This is a genomic window from Arthrobacter silviterrae (assembly GCF_011045165.1).
GTDB classification, from domain to species: domain Bacteria; phylum Actinomycetota; class Actinomycetes; order Actinomycetales; family Micrococcaceae; genus Specibacter; species Specibacter silviterrae.
In genome coordinates, this window is sequence record NZ_JAAKZI010000026.1 from 30,908 (window position 1) to 44,211 (window position 13,304).

Consider the following 13,304-nt stretch of genomic DNA (forward strand, 5'->3'; position numbering starts at 1 on the left):
GGGCGGACCCTGCCGAAGGTACCACCCGTGGCCGGGTCGACTACCGGACCGCTCCGGATTCGGGGCGGATGGTCCGGCCGGATGGGGCCCGGCCCGCAGCTGTGACGGTGGGCCGGTGCGGGATCGACGATGCGAGCGCAAGCACGACGACGAACGACGTCGCCAACACGGCAACCCAGGCGCCGCGTGGTTCAGTAAGAGCGAGCCTGGATCCAGCGATGCCGGATCCCGACAGGGCGAGTACCACGACGAGGGCCGCGCTGACGATGCCGCAGACGAGCCTGGCCCAGAGCGGCCCCCGTCGGGAGAGGGCGTAGCCGCCGCCGATCCCCATCAGGGGGACGGCGATCGCCCCTCCGCCGAGACCTTGGGTCAGAAGGATGCCAATGGCGCCGGGGCTCAGCATTGGCGCGATGGCAAATGCGAGTGGCGCGAGTGTGAGCCAGCGCCATCCCCGCCGGCCGCCGGCGCGCCGGATGGCTTCCGCCCAGCCCAGCAGTCCGCCCGCAATGGCTCCGGGGACGAGGATCGCTCCGAACGTCCCCCACCAGCTGATTGTGGATTCCGGGCCTGCGAGTTCCACCATGTAGCCACGGAACCCCGCGGCCCAGGCGATACCACCGGTTGTCCCGATCGCTATGAACGCGGCACTTCGGGCGCCAATTGAGTGCGTGGTCACAGGGTGCTCTTTGCGTCGGGAGCCAGCCAAGGAAGGGTATTCGCTCCGAGTTTTCATGACAAGCTCCCGTCTATGTATTTCACTGTAGTGACGCTTTAGTGAGATACTCTAAATATGACCCCGAACACACCGCCAGTCAATAGCATTCGCAGGAAGAAAGCAGACGCCACCAGGCGCAAGATCATCCAGGCTGCGCACAAGGAATTCATCGCCCGGGGATTCCACGGGGCCACCATGGCGGGCATCGCCGCCCGCGCGGGAGTGGCCTCGCAGACCGTGTACTTCGTCTTCCACACCAAACCCGAACTGATCAGTGCCGTCATCGATGCGGCAGTCCTGGGTGAAGAGGATCCCCGCCCGCCGCGGGCCCAGCCCTGGTGGGCGGAAATGGTGGCGGAACCCGATGCGGCGGAGGCCCTGCGGATTTTCATCCACGGCGCCGGGGACGTTTTTGCGCGCGCGGCGGCCATCGCCGAAGTACTCAGAGCGGCTGCGCTGACGGACGACGAAGTTCGCCGAACGCACAAGCACCATGAGGCCCTTCGCCGGGACGGATTCGGCCAAGTTTTGGAAATACTCGCGGGCAAGGGGCCGCTCAGGGATGACCGGTCCTTCGATGAGCTGACCGACGCATTCATGACTGTCTACGGCGACAGTACCTACAACCTGCTCGCCACGGAGCGCGGCTGGAGCCACGACCAGATCATGGCGTGGCTCTGCGATGTCCTTCCAGGAATGCTGCTGGCCCGCCCGGCGACAGTAAGAAGCTGATTGGGTTGCAGGGGTGTCCATTGAACTGGCTTTATGGCCGTCGAATATCTAAGAACGTTTTTGGGAAAGCGATTGGTGTTTGCCGGTCACTGGGCGGACGGTGGATCCATCGGCGGCGCGCCCAACATTCGCCGCTGCCTGCGTGGGACGGTACCGCATGGCGACGACTCCTGACCTAAACTCGTGGCGATCCACGAGCTCGAGTTGGATTCGTTCGCTGAGCCCTGCGAGCAACGTCGGCCCGTGCCCGGCAAGGACGGGCTGCACGAGGAACTCGTACTCGTCAATCAGCCCCAGGCCTGCCAATGTCAGTGGGAGCCTCACGCCGCCCACCCACAGCCCCTCGCCGGGTTCCTGCTTGAGCCGCTGAACCGCTTGGCCCACGGCGCCCTGCACCAGCTCGGCATTCCAATCGACCCCGCCCAGCGTGCTTGACACGACGTACTTCTTTGCCCGGTCGATGGCCTCGGCGAAGGGAACCTCCCACTCCTCCATCCAGGCAGGCCACGTGCCAGTGGCCGGCTGCCGCCACGCCCCCTCCATCATCCCGTAGGTCACCCGGCCGAACAGCAGGGCATCTGCCCTTTGCATCTCAGCGGTCCAATAGCGCATCGACTCCTCGTCTGGTGGGAGACCTGCCTCGTGATGGCAGCAGCCGTCGAGCGTGACGTTGATCGAGTATCGAAGTGGCCGCATCCCGATGCCCTCCCTTGATGCGCAAGTGCGTTTTCACCGGATCATCCCCAGACTAGTGTCCGCGCCACGCTGTCGCCAAGGGTTCTTCGCGCCTGACCTTCCGACGGACTTGTGGCCCTGTTGCCACGGACGTGGCTCCAACGAGAAGCACATGACAGTCACCCGAGCGTTTCCGCAAGTCCTCGGAGCACGCTGGGTCTGGTCGGAGGCCGCAATGGTGCGGCTGAAGCAGGCGCGGCTGAACGACGTCGCCCCTAAGTCAGGCAGCGGGCTGCCCGCAGCGGAATGCTGGCCGTTTGCTGTCGCCAGCCGGGTCTACACGGCGGGGACTTTGGCCTTCAGCGCATTGATGATGCGCGGGACGCTGTTGAGCCAGTTGGCCTCAAGCGCAGCAATGGCGGCCGGCAGGTCGTTCGCCAGCAACGCTTCCGCGATGGCTTCGTGCTCGGCCGCCGCCCGCTCCATCAAGTCGGCGTTCCCCACATACAGGCGCTCGTAACGCCGCAGGGCCAGCTTGTACGACGCCACAGTCTCCGCCAGGCGCTTGTTCGGGCTGCCGGAGGCGAGCAGCGCATGGAAGGCATCGTCATGATCATGGATGTCCGCGGCGGAGCTGACGGACGCGGTAAATTCGTGCGCCTGCGCGGCCAGTTCCCGACCGATGCGGGCCAGCTCCGACGCCGGTGTCAGCCGCAGGGCCAACCCCTCCAGTGCGGCAATGATCTGCACAGCTTCGGTAAAGTCGTTTGCCCCAATGGGCGCCCACCGGAACCCCTTGCCCGAAACACGCGTGATGACGCCCTGCTGCGAAAGGGAAATAAGGGCTTCCCGCAGCGGGGTCCGGCTGACACCCAACTCCTCGGACAGGGAGACCTCATTGATGTTGTCCCCCATGCGGAACTCACCGGCCCCAACACGGTCCATGATTTCTGTTTCAATTTGTTCACGCAGGGTTTGGCGCTGAATGGACACTTGTTCCTCCTTGCACCGCAGTCTCGAGTCATGAAGCGAAGTGATCACGCGGTAGATCTACCACTCCACTCACAATTCAGTATACTGTATACAGAAGTGAAGGGGTACTTGTATGGACATTGTTAGTGTAGGGCTCATCGTCAATCCGATCGCCGGACTCGGCGGCCCGTCGGGGCAAAAAGGCAGCGACGCCGCAGATATCCGTGAAATTGCGCGCCGTTCCGGCTACTCATGCACGTCTCCCGCCCGGGCGCGCCGCGCCGTTGCCCAGCTATCCGCACAGCTGGAACGCACGGGCCGCCGCCTCCGCCTGTTGACGGGGCCGGGGGCGCTGGGTGAGGACGCAGCCCGCGGACTGTGCACCACCACCGTGCTGGCCGGCGACGCAGCCGGCAGCCCAGCCACCGACGTCTCAGCCAATGACGGCGCAGCAAACGACGGCGACACCCCCGCCAGCGGCGTCAGCGGCACCAGCAGTGCGGGCGACACCCGCCAGCTGGCCCGGCTGATGGCAGGGGCCGGCGTGGACCTGATCCTCTTTGCCGGCGGTGACGGGACGGCCCGGGACGTGCTCGACGCGGTTGGCGGGAGCGTCCCTGTGCTGGGCATTCCGGCCGGCGTCAAGATCTACTCGGCGGTATTCGCCCTCACGCCCACAGCCGCCGGATCGCTGGCGGCCGCCTGGCTTGCGGCAGGGTCCAGGGAGGTGGCCGACCGCGACGTGGTGGACATCGACGAGGAGCTGCTGCGGGCCGGCCTGGCCTCCCCCGCGCTGTACGGAACCCTCAGCGTGCCCGTGGACCCCAGCCGGCTCCAGGCACGCAAGGCCGCAACGCCGGCGTCGGACGCAAACGCGGTCGCAGCCCTGGCCCGGGCCTTTGTCCGTGGCATGGACCCCCGCAGCACCTACATCCTGGGCCCGGGCGGAACCACCCAGGCCATCGGCGCCGAACTTGGCCTGGCAACCACCCGGCTAGGCGTCGACGTGGTTCGGCGGGACGGGCTGCTTGCCGCCGACGCCGACTCGCACACCTTGGAGGCCATGCTGGACGCCGGGTTTGACGGCTCTCCCGCGGTGGTGGTCCTCACCCCCCTGGGCGGCCAGGGCTTCGTGGTGGGCCGCGGCAACCAGCAGGTCACCGCACGCATGCTCTCCCGGCTACCCCTCCAGATTGTCGCCACGGACGGCAAGCTCGCCTCGCTGGCCGGTCGTCCGCTGTGGGTTGACTCCGGGAACGACGACGTCGATGCCCGGCTCAGCGGTTACGCGAAAGTTTTCACGGGTGCTGGCACCCACACGGTCTACCCGGTCCGCCGGGTGTTGGAAGAAACCTCAGGCAACACCACAACCAAGGAGTACTAAATGCGTTTGCAGGACAAGAATGCCATCATCACCGGCGGCGGCTCGGGAATCGGCCGCGCCACTGTCCTGGCCATGGCGGCCGAAGGCGCCAACGTGGCCGTCTTCGACATCAACGAGGCCGCTGCCAAGGCTGTCGCGCAAGAGGCAGCCGCCTTGGGCGTGAAGGCCATTGGTGTGGCCGTCAACGTTGCCGACAATGACCAGGTCCAGGCCGGCGTGGCCCAGGTGGTGGAGGCCTTTGGCGGCGTGAACGTGCTGTTCAACAACGCCGGCATCATCCGCCGCGCCAACGTCCTGGAAACTTCCGTCGAGGACTGGGACCGCGTCATGGGCGTGAACGTGCGCGGGCCGTTCCTGCTGTGCAAGCACGTGGTTCCCCTCATGCAGGCGGCCGGCGGAGGTTCGATCGTCAACACCGGCTCCGGCTGGGGCCTGAAGGGCGGCGGCGACGCCCTGTCCTACTGCACCTCCAAGGCTGCCGTCGTCAACATGACCCGCGCCCTCGCAATCGACCACGGCCCGGACAACATCCGCGTCAACTCGGTCAACCCGGGCGACACCAACACGCCCATGCTGCGCGAGGAGGCCCGCCAGCTCTCGCAGGAGGAGCAGAGCTTCCTGGCCGAGTCCAACGACCGCCCCCTCAAGCGCATGGGCACGCCGGAGGAAATCGCCGAGGCCGTGGTCTGGCTGGCCAGCGACGCCAGCTCCTACGTCACCGGCTCCGCCCTGGTGGTCGACGGCGGCGGCATCGCCTAAAGTCCGCACACAGGCAAAAGGGGCCCGCCCCGGAGTGATCCGGGGCGGACCCCTTTTTGGCGTAAGTGCCTCGGGTGAGTGCTGGGCGCAAGTGTTTGGCGCAAGTGCTTGGCGCACGTGCCAGGCTGTCAGCCGTCCCTGTCTGCCAGCCACACCGCCAGGTCCAGGAACAATGCCGCTGACCAGCCGAACCCGGTGGTGGCGCCGGCTGCGCGGGCGCCCGTCTGCGGATTCCAGTATTCGTGGATGCCGCCGCTCTCGCGGACCATGTCGACGGTCCGCGCGGCCAGAGCCACGGCTTCGGCTTCCAGTCCGCTGCGCAGCAGCCCCTGGACCACCAGCCAGTTCACGTTCAGCCAAACGGGTCCGCGCCACATCCTGTCGGCATTGAACTCAGGCTCGGCCTGGGCGACTGTGGGCAGTGGCCAGGGCGCCCCCAGCCCGGCCGGATCGGCCAGCGACTGCCGCAAGGACTCCAGCACGGGTTCGGGCAGCCTGCCTGTCAGCAGCGGCATCAACGCAAACGGCGTGAGCGTGGTCCGCGTGCCGGACGGTGTCAGCGCCACAAACTGGCGGCGCCCCGCATCGTAGCGACGGGCCACCAGCCGTTCGGCAGTGGCATCAGCCAGGGTACGCTGCGCGGCAGCTTCCGCAGCGTCGCCGCGTTCGTCCGCCAGCTCCGCCATGGCGTCCAGCGCCCTGACCAGGTAGCTGGGGAGGTCGGGCGCAAACACCGGGCCGCCGTCGTCAAAGAGCGGCGAGTCATCCAGCCCTGAGGAATAGACATGCTCGTAGCCGGGCAGGCCGTCCGGGGAGGGCCGGGCGAACCACCAGCGGTGCAGCCTGTCCAGCCCCTCCCGCAGTTCCGCCTGCACCGAGCCGCCGCCAACCTCATCGACGGCGCGGGCAGCCCAGGCGGCCAGCGGCGGCTTCGTGATGGGCATGTCCGCCTGGACCACCATGGGTGAATCCGGGCCGTGGATCCGGGCCAGGGTGGCCAGGTCCCCCGGCGGCATGTCGGCCACGCAGGCCAGCGTGCCGCCGTCGTGCACCACATCCGGCAGGCCGCCGTCGGGCGCCTGCTCGCCGAAAAACAGGCGGAGCTGGTCCGCGGCAAGCTGCGGGTCGCCGTGGCGCAGCCCGAAGCTGATGAAGTAGGAATCCCACTGCCACGCGGCAACGTAGCCCTGCTTGGACGGGATCACCGCCTCAATGTCCGGATGGGTGTCCAGGCGGACAATGTTGCTGGCCAGCAGCCACCAGGCGTAGCGGACCATTTCCAGGTCCGCGTCCCGGACGGCGGGAAGCCTGGCGAACCATTCCTGCCAGCGGGCGGACGCGGCCGCAAGGCACTGCCCATGGCTGCCACGCACGGGCGTGGTGCGGACTGGGCCGCCAATGCGGACGCTCACGCTGCCGCCTGCCGGCAGCACGATGCGGGGGGCGCCGAAGGTGTCGCTGCCCTCCGTGCTGCACCAGCGGATCGGCGCGCCGTCCACCTCGGAGGCCGGCGCGCCGTCGCGGCCGGTGCCAAACGCCTCAAGCGCCACGGTTACCGGGTCGCCGTCGGCTGCCGCTCCGATGCTCAGCGTGTCCGCGTCTGCGAAGGTCAGCGAGGCCGCCCCGTGGGCAAAGGTGATGCCTTCGGGCCCGACGGCGGTTACCTCCAGCAGCCTGCCGGTGGAGTCGTGCACGGCCAGCCGCCGCAGGTGGTTGCACCGGTCCGCGTGGCGCTCATAGACGGCACCGGCGACCCGGAGCCCGCCGTCGGGGCGGGCAAAAATGAGCAGCCGCGAGCCCCTGTCCGTCAGCGGCACGGAGTCCAGGTCGATGAAGGCGCCGGCTCCGGGCCAGGAACGCATCAGGAGCCGCCCATGCCGGACATGGCCATGGAGTTCAGGATCCGGCGGTTGCCGATCAGGAATGCGATCAGCATGGGCACGATGGAGATGGCCGACGCCGCCATGATTACGGAGTAGTTGATGCCCCCATATTGGCCGGTGAACTGGGAGAGCAGCAGCGGCACCGTGAACTGGTTTTCACTGTTGAGCACAATCAAGGGCAGGAAGAAGTTGTTCCAGGCACCCAGCGCCACCACGATGGACAGGGCGGCAAGGCCGGGCTTGATGTTCGGCATGACAATGCTGAACAGGATCCGCCAGCGGCCGGCGCCGTCCAGCCGGGCGGCCTCTTCCAGCTCCACGGGCAGCGAGCGGATGAACTGGCGGACCAGGAACACGGCGAAGGGGTTGCACAGCACGGCCGGGATGATGAGCGCCAGGTGTGTGTCCACCCAGCCCAGCTTGGAGAAGATCATGTACAGGGGCACAATCGTCACCTGCTGCGGGACCATTTGGGTGGCAAGAAACAGCACGAACAGGAATTTGCTGCCCTTGAACTCAATCCGCGCGAAGGCGTAGGCCGCCATGGAGGCCGTCACAATGGTGCCCGCCACCGTCAGCACGCAGATGTAGATGCTGTTCCAGTACGCCAGCCCGAACGGGGCCGCGTTCCAGGCATCGGCATAGTTGCTGAAGTTCCACGGGTTGGGCAACAGCCCCAGCGGGTTGCTGAGGATCTGCGGCAGCGACTTGAAGGACGTCAGCATCATCCACAGGAAGGGTGCCACCATCAGGAAGCCGCCCACCGCCAGGAGGAGGTGCAGCGCCAGGCCGGACAGCTTGATGCTGCCTTCCGTGCGGTTGCGGCGGCCCATGGCCGGGAGTGTGCGCTGCGGTGTTTTTTGCAGTGTGGTTGTCACGTGTTTCAGCTTTCGTAGTGCACGAACCGGCGCTGCAGGCCAAGCTGCACGGCGGTGACCACCAGGGTCAGGACGAGCAGGATGATGGACGCCGCGCTGGCCATTCCGAACTGGAAGTGGCGGAAGCCCTCGTCGTAGATCTGGTAGACGATGGTCCGGGCAGAATTGTCCGGACCGCCGTTCTTCGTGAGGACAAAGACCACGTCAAAGGTTTGGAAGGAACTGATCACGGCCACCACGGTGGAGAAGAAGACAACGGGCGACAGGAGCGGCAGCCGGATCGCCATCATGGTGCGAAAGGCCCCCGCCCCGTCCACGCGTGCCGCTTCAAGGACGTGTGGATTGATTCCCTGCAGGCCGGCCAGGAAAATGATCACGTTCAGGCCCAGGGATGACCAGATGGTCACGATGGAGACGGCCGCCAGCACAAAGTGCGGGTCCCCCAGCCAATCCGGCCCGGGAATGCCAAACACCTTCGAGAACGCCTGGTTCAGGGGCCCGTCGGCACGCAGGATCTGCTGCCACACCAGTGAGATGGCGATGGAGCTGGTCATGACCGGGGCAAAGTAGAGCAGCAGGTAGCCAGTGCGCCCGCGCAGCTTGTCCAGTGCGACGGCGATCAGCAGTGACAGCGCCAGCCCCACGGGGACGGTGATGAGCGCCAGCACCAGCGTGTTGATGATGGAGCGCAGGAACACGGGGTCGGCAAGTTCCGCCTGGAAGTTTGCGAACCCCACCCAGGTCAGCTGGGTCAGCCCGTCCCACTGGGCGAATGCCAGGACCAGCCCGACGGCGAACGGCAGCAGCACGAAGCCGCACATGCCTATCAGCTGGGGGCTGACGAAGACCAGGCCCCACCAGCGGTCGCGCTTGCGCCAGCTCGCCTCCCCGCGCTCCACCGGGGGCGCATCCGGCGTGCGGGTTTTGGCCAGGACAGCGGTCACCCGGTCAAACCGCCTTTTGCATCAGCTTGGACACGGCCGTGATGGTGTCGGCCGGGCTGGTCTTGCCCTGGTACATGCCGAGCATGGCCGTGCTGACGTCGGAGGAGAGCCCGGGCACCTTGGCCTCGACGGCAAAGTCCTCGAAGCCTGCACTGGTCATGTCCAGGAAGGACTTGGCGTGGGCCGGATAGTTGCCGTCCAGGACCACCGAATCGGCGCCTTTGACCGAAGGGACGGCATTGCCGCCGTCGGCCAGGCGAAGGGTCTGGCCCTTGGCGCTGAGGAAGTCCCCCACAAACGTCTTGGCCGCATCGGCAGCCTTAGTTTTGGCGTTGATGACCAGGTACGACGCTGCCACGCCGCTGCTGCCGGGCTTGCCGGAAACGGTGGGCCACGGCGCGATGTCGTAGTCGTCCTTGCTGCCCGATTGCTGGGCGGTGGCAATGCCGTAGCGCCCCTGGACGTAGAAGCCCGCCTTGTGGGATACAAACAGGCTGTCCGCCCCGGAACCGTCCGGCAGGGTGTCCGCCACGGTGAAGGACTTGCTGGTGAAGCCGTCGGCCAGCGACTTGATGGCGGCTACGCTCTTGGGGTCCTCCGGCAGGACGAACTTTCCGGCCGCGTCGAAGACCTGGCCGCCGTTGGCCGCCACCCAGCTCCAGTGCGTGGACCAGTAGTTCCAGAACATGGCCCCGTGCAGGCCCTTGGCCGCGAGCTTGGCGCACATGCCCAGGAAGGTCTCAATGGTCCAGATGCCGGCAGCAGCCAGGTCGGCGGGATTTTCGGTGATGCCGGCCGCGGCCAGGGCCTTTTTGTCGAACCAGAACACGTCCGGGTTGCAGTCGTTGGGCAGGGCAAAGAGGCCCTTGTCCGTCTTGCCGGCGCCAAACAGGGCCGGGTTGAAGTCAGCAAGCTTGACCTTGGCGTCCGCGCCGTCCACCACGGGGGTCAGGTCCATGAGCACGCCGGAGGAGACGAACTTGCCGATGTAGTCATCGCCCACGTAGAACACGTCCGGTGCGGTGCCGGAGGTAAGCTGGGTCAGCAGCTTGGAGTGGTAGTCCGAGTAGGACGGCACCATCTGCAGGGTGGCCGTGATGGTGGGGTGGTCCGTCTTGAACTGCGCGTTGAACTTCTTGAAGCGCTGTCCTTCCTCCGGGGTGCCCCAGGTGGACCAGGTGATTTTGGCTGAGGATCCTGCGGCGCCGCCGGACTGGCCGCAGGCTGTGGTGGCCAGCAGGGCGCCGACGCCCAAGGCCCCTGCGAAGAAATTCCGGCGGCTGAAGGTGTTGCTGTTCACGGGGGTACTCCTTGGTCGTTGGTGCATGGTGGGGTGGGACCTTAGTTGCTCAGGTGCTTCTTTTGGTATGCGCGCCACGTGATGGCCCAGCGGGCCGGATCATTCAGGTCGTCGTGGTGGATGTGGTGCACCGTTTGGTTGTGCGGGGCGGTGCGGACAATCTCCGGGTTGGTGCGGGCCTCCCCGGCAACATGGGCCAGGACCGCCACGTATTCGTCGATCTCCGACTTGGAGTAGGACTCCGTGGGTTCCAGCGTGAACGGCTGCGGCACCAGGTAGGGGTGGTGGCTGGTCCAGTAGTGCATGCCGAAGTCGGACATGCGGATGCCGATCTCCTCGCTGCTGACGCCGGTTTCCTCAAAGAGTTCCTGCCAGGAATACCTGACCTGTTCGATGCGCCGCTTGCCTTCCGCGTAGGGTGCGGAGGCTCCGGGGATCTCCAGGACCTTGGCCAGCAGGTAGTTGTTGTTGAGCACCGCGGTTTCGGCAACCTGGCGCAGGCCGTCGGCGCCGAGGGCCATGATCCAGGCGTAGGCGCGGACCACGTTGGGGGCGACACCGAAGAACGGGGCCACCGTCCCGACGGACTGCGGGTGGTTGTGGTTGACGGTGAAAGTCTCCCCCACCTTTTCGATGGTCGGACCGGGCAGGAAGGGGACCAGTTTCTCCGAGACGCAACTGGCGCCGGCTCCGGGCCCGCCGCTGGCGTGCGGGGTGCTGAACGTCTTGTGCAGGTTGAAGTGGCACAGGTCAAAGCCGGCGTCGGAGGCCCTGGTGATGCCCAGGATGCCGTTCGCGTTGGCCTGGTCGTAGGCAGCCAGCCCGCCCACCTCGTGGACAATGTCGACAAACTCGCGGATCTTGGCGTTGTAGATGCCGGTGTCTTCGGGGTTGGTGATCATGAGGGCCGCGGTGCGCGGGGAGACGGCGGCACGCAGGGCGTCGATGTCTGGGTAGCCGTTGGCGTCGGGCATCAGCGTGATGACCTTGTAGCCGGCAGCCTTGGCGCAGGCGGCGTTGGAGGGGTGGGAGAAGATGGTGGTGATGACCTCGTCACGCACCCCGCCGTCGCCGTTGGCCTCGTGGTAGGCGCGGATCATGGCGATGTTGGCCCAGATGGCGGCCGAACCGCCCTGGGTCTGCAGGCTGACCCGGGCCATGCCGGAGATCTCGGCCAGCAGCCGCTCCGTGCGCCAGAAGATTTCCAGCACGCCCTGGATGCTGGCCTCGTCCTGGTGCGGGTGGACGTCCATCAGCTTCGGCGTGCGGATGATGGTCTCGTTGACCTTGGGGCTGTACTTCATGGTGCAGGTGCCCTGGCCAATGTCGATGTTGAAGTCGGCGCCGAGATTTTCCTGGCTGATGCGCAGGTAGTGGCGGACCACGCGCATCTGGGCGAGTTCGGGCAGGGCCGGGGCGTCCGAACGCCGCAGCGGGGCCAGGCGGTCCTCGCGCAGGGCGAGTGCGTCCACGGCGGCCGGTTCGGGCTGCTGGACTAGGATGCCGCGTTCGCCGGGGGTGCTCAGTTCGAAAATGATCGGCTCGTCCCAGCGTGCCTGGTGAAAGCGGCGCAGGGCGGGCTTGGGTGCAACGGGAAGTGCCATAGTTAGTTCTCCTTCAAAACGGCCGTGAGGGTGGCGGCTAGTGTGTCAATGTCGGCGGCGGTGACCTGTTCCGTCACGCAGACCAGGAGGCGGTTGCCGGGCAGGACCACACCGGGCTCGATGCCCCGGGCACGCAGGGCCGCGACGGCGGCGGTGCTGGTCAGGGAGGCGTTGGAAAAGTCGACGGCGATTTCCCGCAGGTGGAGCGCGGAGTCGGACAGTTCAAGCCCGTCCACGGAGGCCAGCTGCTGCGCGGCGTAGGCCGTGCGGGCCAGCAGGGTCTCCCCCAATTCGGCCATGCCGGTGGGGCCCATGGAGGCCAGGTAGACCCCGGCTGCGATCCCCCACAGCGCGGCGGCGGTCCCCACCCACTCCTTCCCTTCCTCGCGCAGGGCGAATGAGGTGCGGTCCCAGGCGACGTCGCCAAAGCCGTACTCTCCCGGTACGTCGGTGGATTCCAGGCCAAAGAGGCGGGATGGCATTTCCAGCACGAACGTGGGGTCGTCGTGGACGGCGATGAAGCCGCCGCGGCCGCCGCCAAACCACTGGTGGATGCCCAGGGACTGGATGTCGCCGCAGACAATGTCAGCACCCCAGTCCGCAGGGGGTGTCAGGGCACCGTAGGCGATGGGGTCGGTGCCCACCACGGCGAGTGCACCGGCGTCGTGCGCCAGTTGGGCCAGCCGGGCCCCCTGCTCCTCCAGCGCGCCGTGGAAGCTGGGGGTCTGGATCCAGACGGCGGCGGTGTCGGCGCCGATGGCCTGCTCCGCGGCGGCGAGATCGGCCGTGCCGTTGCTGGAGGGGATGATGGTCAGGTCCATGAAGGAACGCACGTAGTCGGTGACCTTGGAGACCAGGTCCGGGTTGGCGTCGCTGACCAGGACGATTCCGCGGCGGCCGGTGATGCGCCCCGCCATGGCCAGCGCAGTGGCCGTGGCCTGCATGCCGTCATACGTGGGGACGTTGACCACGTCCATGTTCAGCAGCTCGCCCATCATGGACTGGTACTCGAAGAGTGCCTGGAAGCGGCCGTGGTCCTCATAGGGCTCCCCCGCGTAGGCAGTCAGGAATTCGCTGCGGCCAATCACCTCGTCCACCACGGACGGCACGTAGTGGTTGTACGTGCCCGCGCCCAGGAAGCTCAGGGCCTCGCGGGTGCTGGTGTTCTTGTTCAGCAGCCCGCTGACATGGCGTTCCAGTTCAGCCTCGGACAGCAGCGGTGCCGGCAGGTTCAGGCTGCCCTGCACGCGCAGGCTGGACGGAATGTCCGCGTAGAACTCCTCGATGTCGGCCGCGCCGACGGCGGCCAGTATCTCTTCCCGCACGGCCGGGACCGTGTTGGGGATGTAGGGGTGGGTTACGGGGTTGTTCATGGATTCACCTCAGGTGTTGTGGCGGCCGGGCCGCCTCATGGAGCGATACTTCGTTTTGCATTCTGTATACAGAATACATTAT

At 66.7% G+C, this 13,304-nt stretch carries 11 protein-coding genes and 1 pseudogene; 3 read left to right on the forward strand and 9 right to left on the reverse strand.

Features of this window, described 5'->3' with window-relative positions:
• Positions 1-40 precede the first annotated feature (40 nt).
• A complete protein-coding gene (locus G6N77_RS14030) occupies positions 41-679 on the reverse strand; it encodes a hypothetical protein (RefSeq protein ID WP_240902171.1) in 639 nt (212 codons plus the stop codon).
• A 114-nt stretch (positions 680-793) separates the two neighbouring features.
• On the opposite strand from G6N77_RS14030, the gene G6N77_RS14035 reads away from it, so the two are divergent.
• Complete coding sequence (locus G6N77_RS14035; protein ID WP_165182793.1) at positions 794-1,450, forward strand: TetR/AcrR family transcriptional regulator; 657 nt, start codon at positions 794-796, stop codon at positions 1,448-1,450.
• 141 nt (positions 1,451-1,591) lie between these two features.
• On the opposite strand, the pseudogene G6N77_RS14040 reads toward G6N77_RS14035, so the two are convergent.
• Positions 1,592-2,146 (reverse strand): annotated as a pseudogene (locus tag G6N77_RS14040) (dihydrofolate reductase family protein); the annotation flags it as partial.
• A 315-nt stretch (positions 2,147-2,461) separates the two neighbouring features.
• The gene (locus tag G6N77_RS14045; RefSeq protein WP_165182795.1) at positions 2,462-3,118 is read right to left on the reverse strand and encodes a GntR family transcriptional regulator; all 657 of its coding nucleotides are present in this window, start codon (positions 3,116-3,118) and stop codon (positions 2,462-2,464) included.
• Positions 3,119-3,230: 112 nt separating this feature from the next.
• On the opposite strand from G6N77_RS14045, the gene G6N77_RS14050 reads away from it, so the two are divergent.
• Both G6N77_RS14050 and G6N77_RS14055 read left to right on the forward strand, forming a co-directional pair.
• On the forward strand, positions 3,231-4,481 hold the full coding sequence (locus tag G6N77_RS14050; RefSeq protein WP_165182796.1) for an ATP-NAD kinase family protein: 1,251 nt from the start codon (positions 3,231-3,233) through the stop codon (positions 4,479-4,481).
• Positions 4,482-5,240 carry an SDR family NAD(P)-dependent oxidoreductase gene (locus G6N77_RS14055; RefSeq protein ID WP_165182797.1) on the forward strand — a complete coding sequence of 253 codons (759 nt, stop codon included), beginning with the start codon at positions 4,482-4,484 and terminating at the stop codon, positions 5,238-5,240. It abuts the gene before it with no gap.
• A gap of 128 nt (positions 5,241-5,368) precedes the next feature.
• Here G6N77_RS14055 and G6N77_RS14060 read toward each other — a convergent pair whose 3' ends face one another.
• The 6 genes from G6N77_RS14060 to gcvPA are packed head-to-tail and all read right to left on the reverse strand — an operon-like array spanning position 5,369 to position 13,222.
• A complete protein-coding gene (locus G6N77_RS14060) occupies positions 5,369-7,102 on the reverse strand; it encodes an amylo-alpha-1,6-glucosidase (protein ID WP_165182798.1) in 1,734 nt (577 codons plus the stop codon).
• Positions 7,102-8,001, reverse strand: coding sequence for a carbohydrate ABC transporter permease (locus G6N77_RS14065; RefSeq protein ID WP_262454606.1), 900 nt, complete (start codon positions 7,999-8,001; stop codon positions 7,102-7,104). The genes G6N77_RS14060 and G6N77_RS14065 overlap by 1 nt, the downstream gene beginning before the upstream one ends.
• A gap of 5 nt (positions 8,002-8,006) precedes the next feature.
• A complete protein-coding gene (locus G6N77_RS14070; RefSeq protein WP_262454607.1) occupies positions 8,007-8,945 on the reverse strand; it encodes a carbohydrate ABC transporter permease in 939 nt (312 codons plus the stop codon).
• 4 nt (positions 8,946-8,949) lie between these two features.
• Positions 8,950-10,245, reverse strand: a complete 1,296-nt coding sequence (locus G6N77_RS14075; protein WP_205678296.1) for an ABC transporter substrate-binding protein — start codon at positions 10,243-10,245, stop codon at positions 8,950-8,952.
• A 41-nt stretch (positions 10,246-10,286) separates the two neighbouring features.
• Positions 10,287-11,849, reverse strand: coding sequence for an aminomethyl-transferring glycine dehydrogenase subunit GcvPB (gene gcvPB, locus G6N77_RS14080; RefSeq protein WP_165182800.1), 1,563 nt, complete (start codon positions 11,847-11,849; stop codon positions 10,287-10,289).
• Between the two features lie 2 nt (positions 11,850-11,851).
• The gene (gcvPA, locus tag G6N77_RS14085; RefSeq protein WP_165182801.1) at positions 11,852-13,222 is read right to left on the reverse strand and encodes an aminomethyl-transferring glycine dehydrogenase subunit GcvPA; all 1,371 of its coding nucleotides are present in this window, start codon (positions 13,220-13,222) and stop codon (positions 11,852-11,854) included.
• Positions 13,223-13,304: the final 82 nt, after the last annotated feature.

Excerpts from the sequence above, each read along its gene's own strand:
- G6N77_RS14035 (WP_165182793.1), top strand. The coding sequence starts at position 794 with ATGACCCCGAACACACCGCCAGTCAATAGCATTCGCAGGAAGAAAGCA.
- G6N77_RS14050 (WP_165182796.1), top strand. The coding sequence starts at position 3,231 with ATGGACATTGTTAGTGTAGGGCTCATCGTCAATCCGATCGCCGGACTC.
- G6N77_RS14055 (WP_165182797.1), top strand. The coding sequence starts at position 4,482 with ATGCGTTTGCAGGACAAGAATGCCATCATCACCGGCGGCGGCTCGGGA.
- G6N77_RS14060 (WP_165182798.1), bottom strand. The coding sequence starts at position 7,102 with ATGCGTTCCTGGCCCGGAGCCGGCGCCTTCATCGACCTGGACTCCGTG.
- gcvPB (WP_165182800.1), bottom strand. The coding sequence starts at position 11,849 with ATGGCACTTCCCGTTGCACCCAAGCCCGCCCTGCGCCGCTTTCACCAG.
- gcvPA (WP_165182801.1), bottom strand. The coding sequence starts at position 13,222 with ATGAACAACCCCGTAACCCACCCCTACATCCCCAACACGGTCCCGGCC.